This is a genomic window from Cupriavidus sp. L7L, from assembly GCF_004353535.1.
Lineage (GTDB): Bacteria > Pseudomonadota > Gammaproteobacteria > Burkholderiales > Burkholderiaceae > Cupriavidus > Cupriavidus oxalaticus_A.
Window position 1 is genome coordinate 76598 of sequence record NZ_SMNY01000033.1, and the last position, 18743, is coordinate 95340.

The following is an 18743-nucleotide window of genomic DNA, read 5'->3' on the forward strand; positions in this document are numbered from 1 at the left end:
GCCTCCCCACCACCATGGACCCTCGGCTGCTTGAGTACTACAACCGCGAACTGGTCTACATGCGCGAGCTGGCGGGGGAGTTTGCGAACCAGCATCCCAAGGTGGCCAGGCGCCTGGGCATGCAGGGCATCGAGGTGGCCGATCCCTATGTGGAGCGCCTCATCGAAGCGTTCTGCTTCCTGTCCGCCCGCACGCAGCTGAAGCTCGATGCGGAATTCCCGCGCTTTACCCAGCGCCTGCTGGAAGTCATCTATCCCAACTACATCGCGCCGACGCCGGCGATCGCGGTCGCGCAGTTCCATCCCAGCCACAAGGAGGGCGACCTGGTCCGCGGCATCCCGATACCGCGCGGCACCGCGCTGCTGGCTCGTGCGCCGGCGGGCGAATCGACCCAATGCGAGTTTCGCACGACCCAGCCGCTGACACTGTGGCCGATCGAGATCGCCGACGCCCGGCTTACCGGCATCCCGCCGGACATCCGGCATCTCGAACGCTACGTGCCGGCCCACGTGAACGTACAGGGTGCGCTGCGGCTGCGACTGAGGCTGACCCGCAATGTCACGTTCGCCAGGCTGGCCGGGCTTGATACCCTGCCCCTGCATCTGTGCGGCAACGACCAGATCGCCTCGCACCTGTTCGAGTTGCTGCATGGTGCCGGCGTCACCGTGCTCATCGGCAAGCCAGGCGCGATGGGCGAGCGGCCCTGCGCGGTCCCGCAGGACGCGGTCGGCTACGTCGGCATGGCACCGGAGGAAAGCGCCTTGCCGGTGCCCTGGAACAAGTTTCACGGGCACAACCTCGTGCACGAGTATTTCGCGTGTCCGCAGCGGTTCTATTTCGCCGCACTCAACGGACTCGCACCCGGACTGGCCGGCATCGACGGCGGCGAGGCCGAGATCGTGATCCTGCTGGCCAGGCCGCCCGGGGTGCTCGCGAGCCAGGTCGATGCGAGCCAGTTCGCGCTGTTCTGCACGCCGGTGGTCAACCTGTTCCCGATGCGCACCGACCGGATGGAAATCCATGCCGGGCACACCGAGTTTCACCTCGTGCCGGACCGGCGCCGGCCGCTCGACTACGAGGTCTTCTCGGTGCAGGGCCTGTCCGGGCAGGTTTCCGAGCGCAGCACGCCGGTGGCGTTCCGGCCGCTCTTTGCCACGCTGAACAGCGACGAGGGCAACCATGGACGCTACTTCTCCATGCGGCGGGAACGACGGCTGGTTTCCGATCATGCGCGCAAGTACGGGACACGCACCGCGTACACCGGCACCGAGGTGTTCCTGTCGCTGGTCGACCAGCGCGAGGCCCCCTACCCGAACGACTTGCGCTACCTGTCGGTGCAGGCCATGGTCACCAACCGCGACCTGCCGAATCTTGTCCCGCGCAATGGCTACGATGACTTGCGCACACCGGATTCGATTCCCGTCGGCGGGGTCGGGCTGATCCGGCCGACGTCGGCCCCGCGCGCGCCCTTCGCCGAGGGAGAAATGGCCTGGCGGCTGATCCGCCAGCTGGGGTTCAACTACCTTTCGCTCACCGATCTCGACCATCGCGAAGGCGGCCAGGGACTGCGCGACCTGCTGCGGCTGTTCGTCGCCCCCGACGACGCGGCCCAGCAGCGGCAGGTCCAGAGCCTGATCGGCAGCAGCATCCGGCCGGTCACGCGGCGGCTGCCCGGAAACGGACCCATCCTCTACGGCCGCGGTGTCCAGTGCCGGCTGACGGTGGAGGAAAGCGGCTTCTCGGGCATCAGCCCCTACCTGTTCGGCGTGATCCTCGAGCACTTCCTGGCGCGGCACGTATCGGTCAACGCCTTCGCGGAAACGGAGTTGTACGCGATCGAACGCGGCCTGATTCACCGCTGGCCGGTACGAATGGGAGGACGCGGCGCGATATAGCCATGAGCCAGACCGACAACAGTATCGGCCAGCGCGGCGCCGCGCGCTCCGTCGCAGACGATGCGCAACGCGCGCCATGGAAGGTCAGCTTCCTCGGGCTCTTGCGCGCGCTGTCGGCGCAGCATGCCGACCTGCCGCCGGCCGGCCGCGCCATCCGACCGCAAGCGGAATGCTTCCGCATTGGCCAGGCCGCCTCGCTGGCGTTTGCGCCGCGCGAGATTGCCCGGCTTGAGATGCAGGCGGGCCGGTTGCGGATCCAGCTGTTCGGGCTCGGCATGCTAGGCCCCAATGGCGCCTTGCCGATCCATCACACGGAAATTGTCAGGGAGCGCACCGAGGCACACCGCGACGGGACGACTGCGGCCTTCCTCGACCTGTTCCATCATCGCGCGCTGACGCAGTTCTACCAGGCCTGGGCGGGCTCGCAGGCCACGGCGGGGCTCGACCGGCCGGACGAGGAAGTCTTTTCGCGCTACGTGGGCTGGCTGGCGGGGCAGGATCCCGGAGAAATCCGCCGCGGCCCGTTGCCGGCGCACGCGCGCCTGTCCGCGAGCGCCCACCATGTGCGCGAGTCGCGCTGTCCCGATGGCATCGCCGGGACGGTGTCGCACTTCTTTGGCCTACCGGTGCGGCTGGAGGAGTTCGTGCTGCACTGGATCGTGCTAGATCCGGCCGAACACAGCCGTCTCGGCCGCCCCGGTTCGCCAGGCGTGATGGGCCAGGGCGCGCTGCTGGGCGACATGGTCCCCGACCGGCAGCACAAGTTCCGTCTCGTCATCGGCCCGCTGCATCTGCAGCAGTACCTGAACTTCACGCCCAACGGGCGCGATCTGCCGGTGCTGGTGGAATGGGTCCGGTCCTTCATCGGCTTCGAATACGAGTGGGAGCTGCAGCTGCAGATAAAGCCGCATTGCGCGCCGCCTGCCGTGCTCGGTGCGCAAGAGGGCCTGGGCTGGTCGACCTGGCTGGGTGAGGCCGACCAGCAGCGCGCCATCACCGGCATGGTCTTCGACCCCGAGAAGTACGTCACACACTGAGGCTGCCATGAAGGCAAAATCCAGGGCAGCCAGATCCGATGCGCGCCAGGCAATCCGCCTCGCCGAGCTGGCACAGCCGATCGATGCCGCACATCCTTGCGGCCCCGATCTCGAATACGACCCGGAATTCGTCGTCCTGATGGCAAAGGCGGCGCCCGGCGCGGAAGCACAATACGGCGATTTCGTTGCGCAGGCCGAGCCACCGAACTGGACAGAGCTCGAGCGCGACTGCCGGCGCTTGCTGATGCGCAGCAAGGACATCCGCTTGCTGAACCTGCTGCTTCGCTGCCGCACGCGGCTCGACCACGCCGAGGGCCTGCGCGATGGCATGGCGCTGCTGCAACGCCTGCTGGCTGACTATCCGGAAGACATCCATCCCCAGCTGATGGTGGAAGGCGAACACGATCCGGCACTGCGCGCCAACGCCTTCGCGGCGCTGGTCGACCCGGACGGCCTTCTCGCCGATATACGCGAGATCGTGCTGGCAGGCAATGCGGCAACGCGCCTGCAGGTCAGGGATATCGAACGGGCGTTGGGGGTACCTCATCCTGCCGATGCCCTCGCGCCAGAGTCCGTGCGCCAGCAACTGGACGCGTTGCGGCGCCAGGGCATGCGCGAGATTGCCGCCATGGATGAAGCCTACGGCCTGGCAGCGATCTTGCAGCATTGGGGCGATGAGACGCTGGCGGGCCATGCGCCGGACCTCGCGCCGCTTGGAAAGTTACTTCGGCTCGTCGGCAATCCGGAACTCGCGGGCACGACCGTGGCGGAGGCAATGGCCGATCGCCCCGTCAAGCCTGGGCCGATGCCCATGTCAGATGCCTCTCACTCCATGGCGCCATCGGCGCCTGCCGCCCTGCCAGTCATCCCGGACCCCGGCGATAGCCCCGCTGGCCGCGATGCCGCCTTGCGCCAGGTCCGGGCTGTGCGCCAGTGGTTCGAGCAGCATGAACCCAGCAGCCCGGTTGCCCTGCTGCTATGGCAGGTCGAGCGCCTGATCGGCAAGCGCTTCGAAGACGTCTACCGCGCCATACCGGAGGAACTTGTCGAGCGCTGGGTGCGGGAGTCCGCATAGGAGCGCTGCGCGGCACGCCTTCCAGCCTTTTGCCACCAGCGGGACCCGTGCACGGCAGGCTTGCCTAACCCCGCCACCGCCCCGACAATCGAGCGCTAGGCTGCCTGACCCGAACTGACAGGCGGGCTTGCCCTGGCCCGCCCCGCACCCGCCGAGGGCGCGTGCCCCCCAACGCCGGAGACCATCGATGAAAGACCCCGACCAGACCAACGCCCCGCGCCTGCTGCCGGCCGCGTGGTACAGCGTCGGTGCCGTCGCCTATGTCCTGACTGCGCTGGCGCTCTGGACCGTGCTCCAAGCGAACCTGGTGGCAGCCTTGCTGTCCGGGCTGCTGCTGTATTCCCTGGTGGATGTGCTGGCGCCGCGGCTGAAGCGGCTGAACCAGCGGCACGATGCGCTGGCGGTGGCAATCCTGTCGGCGTTGATCCTGCTGGGGCTGTCATTGGCAGGCTGGCTGCTGGTGCGCTTTATCAGCGGGGAAGGCAATACGCTGGATGGCTTGCTCAATCATGTCGCGGACATTATCGACCAGTCGCGCGGGCAGTTGCCGCCGTGGCTCAGTGACGCACTGCCCAACGGCGTGGACGAGCTGGCCAATGCGCTGATCGAAGCGCTGCGCGCGCATGCTGCCATGGCGCAGAAGCTGGGGGCGGAGGTGTTGCGCACGCTGGTGCATATCCTGATCGGCCTGGTGATCGGCGCGATGGTGGCGCTTTACCGCGCCGTGTCACGGCCGAACCGCCGTCCCTTGGCGGCTGCGCTGGTGGCGCGGGCGCGCACGCTGCAGCAGGCGTTCTCGCAGTTCATCTTTGCGCAGATCCAGATTTCGACGATCAATACCTTGCTGACGGCGATTTACCTGCTGCTGGTGCTGCCGCTGTTCGGCGTGCACCTGCCCCTGTCGAAGACGCTGGTGGTCATCACCTTCGTGGCCGGCTTGCTGCCGGTGCTGGGCAACCTGATTTCCAATACCGCCATCGTGGTGGCGTCCCTGTCGGTATCGCTGCCGATCGCGGTGGGTTCGCTGGTGTTCCTGGTGGTGATCCACAAGCTGGAGTATTTCCTGAACGCCCGCATCATCGGCGCGCGCATCCAGGCCGCGGCGTGGGAGCTGCTGGTCGTGATGCTGCTGATGGAGACGCTGTTCGGCATTCCCGGCGTGATCGCCGGCCCGATTTTCTATGCATACCTGAAGCGGGAACTGGCCGGTGCCGGCCTGATATAAACACAGCGCCCTGGCCTTTGGCCGCGGGCAAAAGTGGGCGAATGTGCCGCAGCCGTTGCTGGCATTGGAGACGTTTTCCATTCCGGCGCCCCAGCGCCCGCTGGTCCGACCAATTACGCGCATTCAGCTCCCGTCCTGCTCGACCCGGCTGCGCACGAAGTCGATATGCGTCTGCATCGCCGTGCGCGCTTCTTCCGGCCGGCGCGCGCAGATCGCCTCGCATAGCGTCCGGTGCTGCAGCAGCAACAGTTCCGAGGCGCTGTCGTCCTGTTCGCGCAGTCCGGTGCCATTGATGGTGATGTGTTCGCGCAGCATGCCGATCACGCTGGTATGCAGGTGCAGGAACATGGTGTTGTGCGAAGCCAGCGCGATGGCGTCATGCAGGCGCGCATCGGCATCGGCCTCGGCTTGCTTGTCGTCGGCGGCGCGGGCGCATTCGAGTTCATCCATCAGGGTGCGGATGCGCCTGACGTCGGCGGCGTTGGCGCGCAGCGCGGCGAAATAGGCGGTCGCGCCTTCCAGTACGCGGCGGAACTCCAGGATGTCGTCACGCAGCGCGGGATGGTCGGCCACCAGCTGGCCCCATGGGGAAGCAATGCCGGCGCGCAACTGGTCGGTGGCATAGACGCCGGCGCCGCGCCGGCTTTGCAGCAGGCCGCGCGCGGCCAGGCGCTGGATGGCTTCGCGCACGGTGTTGCGCGCCACCGCGTACTGCTCGGCCAGCACGCGCTCGGCCGGTAGCCGGGTGCCCGGCGGCCACGTACCGTCCAGCAGCGCGGTTTCCATCTCGCGCATGACCGCCTCCACGCGCCCGCGGGTGCGTCCGCTCCTTTGTGCCGCCGCCGTCATGCCGTCCACCCTCGCTCCACAATCGCCCCGCCGACTGGTCCAACCAATTTGAACAACGGCGCGGAAGCGGGAATTATGCGCCCAAATGTGCGACGCCAAGCAGCGCAACCCAGCACATACGGAGCGAGACATGAAGGATCGTCAGTACCCCAACGGCCCTGCGCCTACGCAGGCCTATCTCTTTGCCACCTGCCTGGTCGACCTGTTCGTGCCGCAGGCCGGGCTCGACGCCGTGCGGCTGCTCGAGCGCGAAGGCCTCACCGTACACTTTCCGCGTGCGCAGAGCTGCTGCGGCCAGCCGGCTTACAGCAGCGGCAATCCCGACGCCGCGCGTGCGGTAGCCCGTGCGCAGCTGGACCTGTTCAGCCAGCCCTGGCCGGTCATCGTGCCGTCCGGGTCATGCGCCGGCATGATGCGCCACCACTGGCCGCAATTGTTCGCCGACGATCCCGTGGCCGGCCCGAAGGCGCGCGCGCTGGCCGAGCGGATTTACGAGCTGGGCGAATTCCTGCTGCACGTACTGCACGTTGATTTCCACAACGCCGTGCCGCCGGGCCAGGCGCCCGAGCGCATCGTGCTGCATACCTCCTGCGGCGCGCGCCGCGAAATGGGTACGCGCCAGCATGGCGTGGCACTGGTCGATGCATTGCCTGGCGTGACCCGCGTCGAGCATCAGCGCGAGTCGGAATGCTGCGGCTTCGGCGGCACGTTTTCGCTCAAGCATCCCGATATCTCCGGTGCGATGGTGCGCGACAAGGTTGCGTCCGCCTGCGCCACCGACTGCGAGCGGCTGGTGTCGGCCGACTGCGGCTGCCTGCTCAATATCGGCCATACCGCCGCGCATGACGGCGTCCCGCTGCAGGTCGAACACCTGGCCAGCTTCCTGTGGCGGCGCACCGGAGGTGCCGCATGAGCACGCCCGGCGCCCGCGAACGCATGCTGGGCCGGCTGCGCGCCGCCGCCATCACGCCTGCGTCCTCCACCGCTGAACTGGATCGCCGCATCGATGGCCATTTCGAGGCGCGCCGGCATCGCGCGCCTAGCGCCGACGAGCTGGTCGATGCGATGCGCATGGCACTGGAAGCCTCGCACGCTGAAGTCTGGTGCACCGATGCGCAAGCGTGGCCGGCATTGCTGGCCGCCGCGCTGGCCGAAGCCGGCGTCCGGCGCCTGCTGCTCGATCCCGCGAGCCACGCCGGCGCGGCGCTGGCTGCCGCGCTGCCGCCCCAGGTCGAAGCCATCGGCTATGACCGCCCCATCGAAGCCTGGAAAGCCGAGCTGTTCGACACCGTCGACGCCGGCTTCACCGTGGCGCGCTCGGGCATTGCCGCCACCGGCACGCTGATCGTTGCACCGGACGCGGGATCGCCGCGCACGGTATCGCTGGTGCCGCCGCTGCACGTGGCGCTGGTGCGCGCATCGACGCTGCACCAGGACCTGCACATGGCCGCGCGCGCCGAACGCTGGCGCGACGGCATGCCGACCAACCTGGTGATGATCTCGGGCCCGTCCAAGACTTCCGATATCCAGCAGACGCTGGCCTACGGTGCGCACGGCCCGCGCCGGCTGTGGGTCGTCATCGTGCAGGACATCGACAAGCAGGACATCGATAACAAGGAGGCCGCGCAATGAGCCAGAACACGCTGCATTTCGTCGCGCCGCAAGACTTCAAGGCGCGCGCGCGCGAGGCGCTGGACGATCCCAAGCTGCGCCAGAGCTTTCGCGGCGCGATGGACTTCCTGCAGGGCAAGCGGCTGGCGCAGTTTCCCGACGCCGATGAGCTGGAGCGGCTGCGCGACCTGGGCGAAGCGGTGCGCCAGCACGCGCTCGCCAACCTGCCGGACCTGCTGGTGCAACTGGAGGAACAGCTCGCCGCCGCCGGTGTGCAGGTCCACTGGGCCGAGACCGCCGACGACGCCAACCGCATCATCCACGGCATCGCGGCGGCAAGGCAGGCCAGTCGCGTGATCAAGGGCAAGTCGATGGCCAGCGAGGAAATCGAGCTGAACCATTACCTGGCCGAGCGCGGCGTCGAATGCATCGAGTCGGACATGGGCGAGTACATCGTCCAGCTTGCCGGCGAGAAGCCGTCGCATATCGTGATGCCGGCGATCCACAAGACCAAGGGCGATATCGCCGCGCTGTTCGAGCAGCATATTCCTGACACGACCTATACCGAGGACGTCGACGCGCTGATCCAGACCGGACGCCGCGCGCTGCGGCAGGCGTTCGTCGGCGCCGACATCGGCCTGTCCGGGGTCAACTTCGCCGCGGCGGACACCGGCACGCTGTGGCTGGTCGAGAACGAGGGCAACGGCCGCCTTTCGACAACGGTCCCCGATGTGCACATCGCCATCATGGGCATGGAAAAGGTGGTGGCGAAGCTCGAGCACATCGTGCCGCTGTCGAGCCTGCTGACGCGCTCGGCCACCGGGCAGGCGATCACCACGTACTTCAACCTGATCTCCGGCCCGCGCCGCGACGGCGAGCGCGACGGCCCGCGCGAGGTGCACCTGGTGCTGCTCGACAACGGCCGTACGCAGGCCTACGCCGACGCGCAGCTGCGCGCCACGCTGCAGTGCATCCGCTGCGGGGCATGCATGAACCATTGCCCGGTCTATACGCGCATCGGCGGCCATGCCTATGGCACGACTTATCCCGGTCCGATCGGCAAGATCATTTCGCCGCATCTGCTGGGGCTCGAGGCCACGGCGGACCTGCCCACCGCATCCAGCCTGTGCGGCGCCTGCGGCGAGGTCTGCCCGGTACGCATCCCGATCCCGCAATTACTGGTGCGCCTGCGCACCGAATCCAACCGCGATCCCGAGGAGCGGGTGGCCAACCCGCTGCGTGGCCAGGGCGCCAAGTACAGCAAGGGCGAGCACCTGGTGTGGCGCTTCTGGAGCGGGGCGTATTCGCACCCGGCCACTTACCGGATGTTCCGCTGGGCGGCCACCAGACTGCGTGCGCTGGCGCCGTCGAAGCAGATGGGATGGACGCAGCATCGCACGCCACTGAAGCCGGCGGCGAAGAGCCTGGCGGATCTGCTCAAGGAGAAGGGGCAGCCGGAGTAGGCACGCCCGCCTGTTTGCCAGAACTACAAAGAATTCCCGAAACACCACTGAAGTAGGAGACTAAGCCGTGCAACCCTGGACCCAACTCTATACGCCGCTAGGCAGCCTGTGGCTGTCGGCGCTGGCGGCGGCCATTCCCATCCTGTTCTTCTTCATCGCGCTGGCCGTGTGGCGCATGAAGGGCCATGTCGCCGCCGCGGTCACGTTGCTGCTGGCGCTCGGCGTGGCGATCTTCGCCTACGGCATGCCGGTGCAGCAGGCGCTGGCCTCGGCCGGCTTCGGCTTTGCCTACGGGCTGTGGCCGATCGCATGGATCATCGTGACCGCGGTGTTCCTCTACAAGATCGTGGTCAAGACCGGCCAGTTCGACATCATCCGCGCCTCGGTGCTGGCGATCACCGACGACCAGCGCCTGCAGATGCTGCTGATCGGCTTTGCCTTCGGCGCCTTCCTGGAAGGCGCGGCAGGCTTCGGCGCGCCGGTGGCGATCACCGCCGCGCTGCTGGTCGGCCTGGGCTTCAATCCGCTGTATGCCGCCGGACTGTGCCTGATCGCCAATACCGCGCCGGTGGCATTTGGCGCGATGGGTATTCCCATCATCGTGGCCGGACAGGTCACGGGCATCGATCCCTTCCTGATCGGCGCCATGGCCGGCCGCCAGCTGCCGCTGCTGTCGCTGCTGGTGCCGTTCTGGCTGGTGTTCATGATGGACGGCGCCAAGGGCGTGCGCGAGACCTGGCCGGCGGCGCTGGTGTGCGGCGGCAGCTTCGCGGTGACGCAGTACTTCACTTCCAACCATATCGGGCCGGAACTGCCGGACATCACCTCGGCGCTGGTCAGCCTGGTGTCGCTGGCGGCGTTCCTGAAGGTGTGGCAGCCGCGCGGCGCGTCGCAACGCGCTGGCGGCGCAGGCAGTACGGTCAGCGGCGGCACCGTGGCGCTGGGCGGCTTTGGCGGCGGCTTTGGCGCCGCGCCGGTGAGCCGCAAGGCATCGCCCTACACGCTGGCGCAGACGCTGCGCGCCTGGGCACCGTTCGGCATCCTGACGGCGATCGTCACGGTATGGAGCCTGCAGCCGTTCAAGGCGCTGTTCGCCGCCAACGGCGCGCTGGCGGGCACGGTGCTGAAGTTCAAGGTGCCGGGGCTGGACCAGATGGTGATCAAGGCCGCGCCGATCGTGGCCACGCCCAAGGCCTATGAGGCCGTGCTGAAGCTTGACCTGCTGTCCGCCGTGGGCACCGCCATCCTGCTGACCGCGCTGATCTCGGCCGTGCTGCTGCGCATGAAGCCGCGCGACCTGGTTGTTACCTTCGGCGAAACGCTGGTGGAACTGGCGCGCCCGGTGCTGTCGATCGGGCTGGTGCTGGCCTTTGCCTTCGTCGCGAACTACTCCGGCATGTCGTCGACGCTGGCACTGCTGCTGGCCGGCACGGGGGCCGCGTTCCCGTTCTTCTCGCCGTTCCTCGGCTGGCTGGGCGTGTTCCTGACCGGATCGGATACGTCGTCCAACGCGCTGTTCTGCGCGCTGCAGAACACCACCGCGCACCAGATCGGCGTGTCCGACACCCTGATGGTGGCGGCCAACACCACCGGCGGCGTGACCGCCAAGATGATCTCGCCGCAATCGATCGCAGTGGCCTGCGCGGCGACGGGACTGGTGGGGAAGGAATCGGAGCTGTTCCGGTTTACCGTCAAGCACAGCCTGTTGTTCGCGGTGGTCATCGGGATCATCACGATGGTGCAGGCTTATCTCTTGCCTGGGATGATTCCGGGCTGACCTGAGCGGCGGGCCGGCTGCGGCGCGTGGGATGTGCCTGCGGCTGGCCAGGCCGCGGCCCCCGCCTCACAGCCGGATCTCAATCAAGAAACCCCTCCCCCTCACTCAACGGCGCATGCCGATAACTGGCCGGCGTCCGGCTAAGCTTGACCGGCGCGCCCAGTCCCTTGTAGCCGCCTTCCATTTCCACCACCATCTCGCGATGCAATGTGTGCGGATGCTGCAGGGCATCGGCCACCGATAGCACCGGTGCGCACGGCACGCCCGCGGCGACCAGCGTGTCGGCCAGTGCCTTGCCGTCGTGCTTGCGCAGGTGCGTCTCCAGCTCGGCCTTCAGCGCCACGCGGTTCACCGACCGCGCACCGGCGCAGGCATAGCGTTCGTCTTCCGCCAGTGCCGGCACCCCGAGATGCTCGCACAGGATGCGGAACTGGCGGTCATTGCCGACCGCGAGGAAGATCGGGTCCGTCGCGGTGGCCACCGTGTCGTAGGGATAGATGTTGGGATGCGCATTCCCCGTGCGCTGCGGCGTCTTGCCGCTCATGAACCAGTTGGCCGCATGCGGATGCAGCAGCGACAGCCCCGAGTCATACAGCGCGGCCTCGACAAACTGCCCGCGCCCGCTGCGCGCACGTTCCTGCAACGCCAGCAGCACGCCGATCGCCGCATTCAGCCCGGTGACCATGTCGACCACCGGCAAACCCACCCGCAGCGCATCGCCATCGGCTTCGCCGTTGATGCTCATGATGCCGGACATCGCCTGGATCGCCGCGTCATAGCCGGGCAGGCCACCGAGCGGGCCATCCGCGCCGAAGCCCGACACGCGGCAATGCACCAGCCGCGGAAAGCGCTCCGACAGCACGTCATAGCCCAGCCCCCATCTCTCCATGGTGCCGGTCTTGAAGTTCTCGACCAGCACGTCGGCCTCGGCCAGCAGCGCGAGCAGGACTTCGCGCCCGGCGTCCGTGGTCAGGTCCAGCCGCATCACGCGCTTGTTGCGGTTCAGGCCGAAGTAGTACGACGCCACGCCGTCCTTGAACGGCGGGCCCCAGGTACGGGTGTCGTCGCCCTGCGGCGGTTCGATCTTGAGTACGTCGGCGCCGTGGTCGCCCAGGATCTGCCCGCAGTACGGGCCGCCCAGGATGCGCGACAGGTCGACCACGCGGATGCCGGCAAGCGCGCCGGGACTGGATTGGGTCATGGCTGGCTCCTGTTCGCTTGGTCGCTTAATCAAGCTGCGCGCCGGACTTCTGCACCACAGCGCGCCACTTGCCGACCTCGGCCTTGACGAAGCTGCCGAGCTGCTCCGGCGTGGTCGACGGCGCGAATTCCAGGCCCTGCGCCTGCAGCGTCTTGCGCACCTCGGGCTGCTTGAGCGCATCGGCGAAGGCGCGGTTGAGCTTGCCGATCACTTCGGGCGGCGTACCCGCCGGCGCCACGACACCGAAGAACACCGAAACGTCGAAGCCCGGCACGCCCTGCTCGGCGACAGTCGGCACATCCGGCAGCGCCTGCGAGCGCGCCCTGCTGGTGACGCCCAGCGCGCGCACCTTGCCGCTCTTGATGAAGGGCATGGCGGTCAGCACGTCGGTGAAGGTCATGCTGACCTGGCCGCCGAGCAGGTCGTTCAGCGCCGGGCCGGTGCCCTTGTACGGAATGTGCTGGAAGTCGGTGCCGGTGACGTTGTTGAACAGCACGCCGGCCAGGTGCGACGAGGCGCCGTTGCCGGACGACGCATAGGTGAGCTTGCCCGGATGCGCCTTGCCGTAGGCGATCAGCTCGCTGACGTTCTTTGCCGGCACCGACGGGTTCACCACCAGCACGTTGGGCAGCTGGCCGATCTGGATCACCGGGGCGAAGCTCTTGACCGGGTCGTAGTTGATCTTGCGATAGAGGCTGACGTTGATCGCCAGCGGCGCCGATGTGCCGAACATCAGCGTGTAGCCGTCGGGCTCCGCTCGCGCCACCGCTTCCGCGCCGATATTGCCGCCGGCGCCGGCGCGGTTTTCCACCACCACCGGCTGGCCCAGGCTGGTCTTGAGCGCGGCGGCCAGCGTGCGGGCCATCGCGTCGGTCGGGCCGCCCGGCGGATAGGTGACGACCATCATGATGGGCTTGGTCGGGAAGTCCTTCTGCGCGAAGGCGGGGGCGGCGATGCAGAGCGAGCACGCGGCAATGGCCGCGAGGCGGTGCCAGAGTTTCATGGCGTTGTCTCCTGGTGTAGGGCGTCTCCCGCGGAGGCGGGATGGTATGGGGCGTCGTCGAGGCGGGGTGCTCCGACTCCCGCTTGCGGGAGAGGGGAGCAAACAATCGGGATGGATACGGTGTCAGAACACGTTGACGTCTGCGACCGCGCCCGCTGCGCGCACCACGCCGTCAGCGGGGGGCGCCACCGTCTCGGCCAGCCAATCCGGCTCGGTGCTTGCCGCCAGCGGATCCTGCGGCAGCACGCGATGGCGCAGCACCAGCTGCGCCAGGCGCATGCGGCGCACCGAGCCGATGCGGCCGGCTTCCCACGCCATCGCCACCGCGGTGGTCACGTGGTACAGCGCGGAAGCCGCCTGGCGCGCCAGCAGGTCGCCGTCGGCGCCGGCTTCGGCGGCATGCGCGGCCAGTTTCGCGGCAGCGGCGATGGCGCCTTCGAAGGTGGCGCGTGCGTCTGCGTGCATCGGGGTATCGGCCAGCAGCCCGGCCAGGTGTGCCTGCAGCACCGGCAGCGCGCCTTCGCGGCGGATCGCGCGCAGCACGTCGAGCGCGACGATATTGCTGGTGCCTTCCCAGATCGAGCCGAGGTGGGCGTCGCGCACCAGGCGCGGGTCGCTCCATTCCTCGATATAGCCGCAGCCGCCGCGGATCTCCATCGCGTCGCCGGTGACCTTGCGCGCGTCGCGGCAGGCGCGGAACTTGATCAGCGGTGTCAGGATTCGCATCAGCGGATAGGCATCGGCCTCCCCGGCATCGGCGCGGCGCAGCGCCTCGGCGGTCTGGAACACCATGGTGCGGGCCTGCTCGGTGGGCAACGTCAGCTTGAGCAGCTGGCGGCGCATCAGCGGCATGTCCTCCAGGCGCTTGCCAAAGGCACGGCGCTCATGCGCGATGAACAGGCCCTCGGTCAGCGCGCGGCGCATCAGGCCGGCGGCGCGCACGCCGTTGGACAGACGCGAGTTGTTGATCATGTCGGCCATCTGCACGAAGCCGCGGCCGGGTTCGCCCACGAGGTAAGCCTGCGCGCCTTCGAGGCGGATCTCGCCGCTGGCCATCGAGCGCGTGCCGAGCTTGTCCTTGAGCCGGATGATGCGGTACTGGTTGTCGCTGCCGTCGGCCAGCTTGCGCGGCAGCAGGAACAGCGACACGCCCTTGTGGCCGGGCACGGCGTTGCCGGCTTCGTCTTCCACGCGCGCCAGCACCATCGCCAGCGCGGCATCGGGGTTCGAGCAGAACCACTTGTCGCCGTGCAGGCGCCAGCCGCCCTCGGCGCCGGCGTCGCGCACCGCGCGCGTGGCGGTGGCGGCCACGTCGGAGCCGGCGCCCTGCTCGGTCATGAACATGGCGCCCTGGTACAGGTCTTCGAATACCTGCGTGGTCAGGTTGGGCAGGAATTTCCCGACCAGCGCCGGATCGCCGAACTTGCGCAGCGTGCGCGTCAGCGAATCGGTCATCGACAGCGGGCAGCACAGGCCGAACTCGGCCTGCACGAACAGATAGGTGAGCGCGTACTTCGCCGCCGGCGGCATGGGCTTGTCCCAGCCGAGCACGCCACCACGGTGCGAGGCGGCGGCCAACCCGAATTCGGCGAAGGCCACGCGCTCCATTTCCACGTAGGCGGGATGCTTGTCGATGCGCTGCGCGTCCATGCCGCTGCGGGTGCGGTAGCTCAGCGTCGGGGGGTTCTGGTCGGCCACGGCGGCCAGTTCGTCGAGCACGCCGCCTGCCAGCGCGCCCATGCGCTCCAGGTGCGGCAGCAGGTGATTGAACAGGTCCGCGGGCAGGTAGAGCGGCAGCAGCGCACGCAACTCGGGGTCGGCGCCGAGCAGGCTCCCGCCCTGGCGGTCGGGCACCGGATGGGCGGCGGCGGGGCTGTCGGGCTGGGCGTGAGGTGCGGTATTGCGCACGGCGCTGGTCGGCATGTCTGGTCTCCTTGGCGGGTGGACCGGCATGGTTGGCGAACACGCTGCGGCCCTTTGACCTGCATTATTCAAACCCCAAGGATTTGCGTCTAATTCTAAAATTGGCTCGATCAATATGATTTTTGTATCGCCATGGAATTCCGTCACCTGCGCTATTTCCTTGTGCTGGCAGAGGAACTGCACTTCGGCCGGGCCGCGCGCCGGCTTGCGATTTCGCAGCCGCCGCTGTCGCTGAACATCCAGCAGCTCGAAGCCTCGGTCGGGGCCCGGCTGTTCGACCGCGACAGCCGCGGCGTACGGCTGACCGCGGCCGGGCGCGCCTTTCGCGAATCGGCCACGGCATTGCTGGCGCAGGCCGAGGCCGCGCGGCTGCTGGCACGCGAGATCGAAGCGGGCGCCATAGGCCGGCTGCGTGTCGGCTTTGTCGGCTCGATGCTGTACCGCGGCCTGCCGCAGATCCTGCGCGGGTTCGAGGCGGCTTACCCGGGGATCCAGGTGGCGCTGACCGAGCTCAACTCGCAGGAGCAGATCGATGCGCTGCTGCACGACGAGCTCGACGCGGCCTTTATCCACACCGGCCGGGTGCCCGACTCGCTGCGGGCCACGCGGGTGCATGCCGAACCGTTCGTCTGCTGCCTGCCGGCGGACCACCCGCTCGCGGCGCAGCCGGAGCTGGCGCTCGCAGACCTGCGCGGCGAGGCCTTCGTGCTGTTTTCGCGCAAAGCGTCGCCGGACTACTACAGCCGCATCTTCGATATGTGCGCGGCCCAGGGCTTTTACCCGCAGATCCGGCACGAAGTGCGCCACTGGCTCTCGGTGGTCTCGCTGGTCTCGCAGGGCATGGGCGTGGCCGTGGTGCCTGCGGCGCTGGCGCGTTCCGGCATGGCGGGGGCGGCATTCCGGCCGCTGGCGGGCACGGCGGTGCGCTCTGAAGTCTATTGCGTGTGGAAGACGGCGCCCGACCATCCCGCGCGCGACAACTTTGTGGCGATGGTGGCCGCACAGGCGGCGTCGAAAGCGGCGTCCAAAGAAGCAACGTCCAAAGAAGCAACGTCCAAAGAAAAAGCCACCGGCCCTGCGGCCGATGGCTTGTGAAGTACGCGTGGAACGGGGTGTTCAGCGTGCTTGGAGCTTAACGCCGCAGGCTTGCGGCATCCAATAACGCAAATGTAGTAATTGCATGGTGCTGCATGAGACCTGTTGCATTAGGTTTTGGACAGCCGAACTTCGAAACGCTAGCGCGCATGTGTGCCAGCGCACGGCCGTAAGCTTGGCCCCTCCGCGCGCGCCGTCACCGGTTATCATTCGCCTCCTGCCGCGCAGCGGCATGGCGGCTGGCGTGCCCGCCACTTGCGGGGCATCGTCATGCCCTATTTGCGATACAATGAAAACGATTTTCATTTACCTACCTGGCGAGGTCATGCCGGCCGCATCACGGCCGCGTTGGACGACCGCGCCAACGGACTGGAAGCATGATGCGGTTGTCTGAACTTCCACGGCGCACGCCCGCCGTAGTGCAATCGGTGGACGACGCCACGCCCGGCGACCCGGTTGCGCGCCGCCTGCGAGAGCTAGGCTTTGTTCCCGGCGAAATCGTCCAGGTCATCGCCTACGGACCCTTCGGCATGGATCCGCTGGTCGCGCAGATCGGCTTTACGCGCTTTGCGCTGCGCCGCGTGGAAGCGGCGCGCATCGGCATCGAGCTCGCCAGCGCCTCGGTGACCAGCATCGCGCCTGCCGAAGCGGGCAAACAGCCCGGCGCCACGACGCCCACACCGAACGAGCGGACCAAGCGGACCGCGTGAGCCCTTCCGGAATATGTCTGCAGCAGCTTCCCCGACTCCTGCCCTGCGCATCGCGCTGGTAGGCAATCCCAATTGCGGCAAGACCGCACTGTTCAACCGACTGACCGGCAGCCGGCAGAAGGTGGCCAACTACGCCGGCGTGACCGTCGAGCGCAAGGAAGGCCATTTCGTCTCGCCGGCCGGACGCCAGGTGCGCATCCTGGACCTGCCGGGTGCCTACAGCCTGCACGCGGCGAGCCTGGATGAAGCCATCACGCGCGACGTTTGCATGGGCGTGCGCGCCGGCGAGCAGCGTCCCGACCTGCTGGTGTCGGTGGTGGACGCGACCAACCTGCGCCTGCACCTGCGCTTCGTGCTGGAACTGCGCCGGCTGGGCCTGCCGATGGTGGTGGTGCTCAACATGAGCGACGCCGCCGCGCGCCGCGGCATCCGGATCGACCGCGACAAGCTGGCTGCAGCGCTGGGCGTGCCGGTGGTCAGCACCGTGGCGGTCAAGCGCGACGGCGCGGCAGCGCTGCTGGCGCTGCTCGACGGCGCCTTGCCTGCCGCACCGCCGTCCTCGCCCGAGCCCGCCAGCGACGTTGACGTGCACACCGAGGTCAACCGCCTGCTGGCCACAGCGGTCAGCATGCCGGCGCGCACCGCGGCGCTGGACGACCGGCTCGACCGCATCGTGCTGCACCCGGTGTTCGGCCTGCTGCTGCTGGCGGTGCTGCTGTTCCTAATGTTCCAGGCGGTGTTCTCCTGGGCCGAGCCGCTGATGGACGGCATCGAGGGCGGCGTGCACTGGGCCGGAGAACTGCTTGGTGCGCATCTGCCCGACGGCCTGCTCAAGAGCCTGCTGGTCGACGGCCTGATCGCGGGCCTGGGCAGCGTGGTGGTGTTCCTGCCGCAGATCCTGATCCTGTTCCTGTTCATCCTCACGCTGGAAGAATCGGGCTACCTGCCGCGCGCGGCATTCCTGCTGGACCGGCTGATGATGGGTGCGGGGCTGTCCGGCCGTTCGTTCATCCCGCTGCTGTCGAGCTTTGCCTGCGCGATTCCCGGCATCATGGCCACGCGCACCATCCAGGATCCGCGCGACCGCCTCACCACCATCCTGGTGGCGCCGCTGATGACCTGCTCGGCACGGCTGCCGGTGTATGCGCTGCTGATCGGCGCCTTTATCCCCGAACGCACGGTGATGGGCCTGTTCAACCTGCAGGGGCTGGTGCTGTTTGCGCTGTACGTGGCAGGCATCGTCAGCGCACTGGTGGTGGCCTATGCGCTCAAGTTCTTCCGCCGCGACCGCACCGACCATCCGCTGCTGATGGAGCTGCCGTCGTACCGCATCCCCAATGTGCGCGACGTGGCCATCGGCCTGTGGGAGCGTGCCCGGATCTTCCTGTCGCGCGTGGGCAAGGTGATCCTGACGCTGACCGTGCTGCTGTGGTTCCTGTCGACCTTCCCGGCGCCGCCGGAAGGCGCGACCGCGCCGGCCATCGACTACAGCTTTGCCGGCATGATCGGCCATGCGCTGCAGAAGGTGTTCGCGCCGGTGGGCTTCAACTGGCAGATCTGCATCGCGCTGGTGCCTGGCCTGGCCGCGCGCGAAGTGGCGGTGGGCGCGCTGGCGACGGTGTACGCGCTGTCTGGCAGTGAAGACGCCATGGCCGCGCAGCTGGCGCCGATGATCGCCGCGCAGTGGTCGCTGGCCACCGCGCTGGCGCTGCTGGCGTGGTTCGTGTTCGCGCCGCAGTGCATCTCGACGCTGGCGGTAATCCGCCGCGAGACCAACTCATGGAAGGTCATGGCCGCCTCGATCGTGTACCTGACCGGGCTGGCCTACCTGGCCGCGTTTGTCACTTACCGCGTCGCGCTGCTGTTCAGCTGACGCCAT

15 protein-coding genes are annotated in these 18743 nt (G+C 68.0%); 11 read left to right on the forward strand and 4 right to left on the reverse strand.

Going from position 1 to position 18743, the window contains the following annotated elements:
- The first annotated feature begins 14 nt into the window (after nucleotides 1-14).
- The 4 genes from tssF (at nucleotide 15) to E1J61_RS27570 (ending at nucleotide 5232) form a co-directional block, all read left to right on the forward strand.
- Nucleotides 15-1895: a type VI secretion system baseplate subunit TssF gene (tssF, locus tag E1J61_RS27555; protein ID WP_133097103.1), complete on the forward strand. Its 1881-nt coding sequence runs from the start codon at nucleotides 15-17 to the stop codon at nucleotides 1893-1895.
- Nucleotides 1892-2932 (forward strand): type VI secretion system baseplate subunit TssG, encoded by a 1041-nt coding sequence (gene tssG, locus E1J61_RS27560; protein ID WP_371704805.1) that lies wholly within the window; start codon nucleotides 1892-1894, stop codon nucleotides 2930-2932. Before tssF ends, tssG begins: the two co-directional genes overlap by 4 nt.
- Before the next feature lie 7 nt (nucleotides 2933-2939).
- Nucleotides 2940-4007: a type VI secretion system protein TssA gene (tssA, locus tag E1J61_RS27565; RefSeq protein ID WP_133097105.1), complete on the forward strand. Its 1068-nt coding sequence runs from the start codon at nucleotides 2940-2942 to the stop codon at nucleotides 4005-4007.
- 187 nt (nucleotides 4008-4194) lie between these two features.
- Nucleotides 4195-5232 (forward strand): AI-2E family transporter, encoded by a 1038-nt coding sequence (locus E1J61_RS27570; protein WP_133097106.1) that lies wholly within the window; start codon nucleotides 4195-4197, stop codon nucleotides 5230-5232.
- A 123-nt stretch (nucleotides 5233-5355) separates the two neighbouring features.
- Here E1J61_RS27570 and E1J61_RS27575 read toward each other — a convergent pair whose 3' ends face one another.
- On the reverse strand, nucleotides 5356-6027 hold the full coding sequence (locus E1J61_RS27575; RefSeq protein ID WP_133097107.1) for a FadR/GntR family transcriptional regulator: 672 nt from the start codon (nucleotides 6025-6027) through the stop codon (nucleotides 5356-5358).
- A gap of 184 nt (nucleotides 6028-6211) precedes the next feature.
- Between E1J61_RS27575 and E1J61_RS27580 the strand changes: the two genes are divergently transcribed.
- The 4 genes from E1J61_RS27580 (at nucleotide 6212) to E1J61_RS27595 (ending at nucleotide 10932) form a co-directional block, all read left to right on the forward strand.
- A complete protein-coding gene (locus E1J61_RS27580; RefSeq protein ID WP_133097108.1) occupies nucleotides 6212-6994 on the forward strand; it encodes a (Fe-S)-binding protein in 783 nt (260 codons plus the stop codon).
- Entirely contained in the window at nucleotides 6991-7713 is a 723-nt protein-coding gene (locus E1J61_RS27585) for an LUD domain-containing protein (protein ID WP_133097109.1), read from the forward strand. Before E1J61_RS27580 ends, E1J61_RS27585 begins: the two co-directional genes overlap by 4 nt.
- Nucleotides 7710-9155, forward strand: coding sequence for a LutB/LldF family L-lactate oxidation iron-sulfur protein (locus E1J61_RS27590; RefSeq protein WP_133097110.1), 1446 nt, complete (start codon nucleotides 7710-7712; stop codon nucleotides 9153-9155). The genes E1J61_RS27585 and E1J61_RS27590 overlap by 4 nt, the downstream gene beginning before the upstream one ends.
- A gap of 67 nt (nucleotides 9156-9222) precedes the next feature.
- Complete coding sequence (locus E1J61_RS27595; RefSeq protein ID WP_133097111.1) at nucleotides 9223-10932, forward strand: lactate permease LctP family transporter; 1710 nt, start codon at nucleotides 9223-9225, stop codon at nucleotides 10930-10932.
- Between the two features lie 79 nt (nucleotides 10933-11011).
- On the opposite strand, the gene E1J61_RS27600 is transcribed toward E1J61_RS27595, so the two are convergent.
- The 3 genes from E1J61_RS27600 to E1J61_RS27610 all read right to left on the reverse strand — a co-directional run bounded on the left by E1J61_RS27600 (nucleotide 11012) and on the right by E1J61_RS27610 (nucleotide 15059).
- The gene (locus tag E1J61_RS27600; RefSeq protein ID WP_133097112.1) at nucleotides 11012-12133 is read right to left on the reverse strand and encodes a CaiB/BaiF CoA-transferase family protein; all 1122 of its coding nucleotides are present in this window, start codon (nucleotides 12131-12133) and stop codon (nucleotides 11012-11014) included.
- A 25-nt stretch (nucleotides 12134-12158) separates the two neighbouring features.
- Nucleotides 12159-13136 carry a tripartite tricarboxylate transporter substrate binding protein gene (locus tag E1J61_RS27605; protein ID WP_133097113.1) on the reverse strand — a complete coding sequence of 326 codons (978 nt, stop codon included), beginning with the start codon at nucleotides 13134-13136 and terminating at the stop codon, nucleotides 12159-12161.
- A 123-nt stretch (nucleotides 13137-13259) separates the two neighbouring features.
- Nucleotides 13260-15059, reverse strand: coding sequence for an acyl-CoA dehydrogenase family protein (locus E1J61_RS27610; RefSeq protein WP_133097114.1), 1800 nt, complete (start codon nucleotides 15057-15059; stop codon nucleotides 13260-13262).
- A 132-nt stretch (nucleotides 15060-15191) separates the two neighbouring features.
- Here E1J61_RS27610 and E1J61_RS27615 point away from each other — a divergent pair, with 132 nt between their 5' ends.
- From E1J61_RS27615 to feoB, 3 genes are all read left to right on the forward strand, one after another.
- Nucleotides 15192-16154 (forward strand): LysR substrate-binding domain-containing protein, encoded by a 963-nt coding sequence (locus E1J61_RS27615; RefSeq protein ID WP_133097115.1) that lies wholly within the window; start codon nucleotides 15192-15194, stop codon nucleotides 16152-16154.
- Nucleotides 16155-16534: 380 nt separating this feature from the next.
- The gene (locus E1J61_RS27620; protein WP_240745865.1) at nucleotides 16535-16864 is read left to right on the forward strand and encodes a FeoA family protein; all 330 of its coding nucleotides are present in this window, start codon (nucleotides 16535-16537) and stop codon (nucleotides 16862-16864) included.
- A gap of 13 nt (nucleotides 16865-16877) precedes the next feature.
- Complete coding sequence (gene feoB / locus E1J61_RS27625; RefSeq protein ID WP_133097116.1) at nucleotides 16878-18737, forward strand: ferrous iron transport protein B; 1860 nt, start codon at nucleotides 16878-16880, stop codon at nucleotides 18735-18737.
- Nucleotides 18738-18743: the final 6 nt, after the last annotated feature.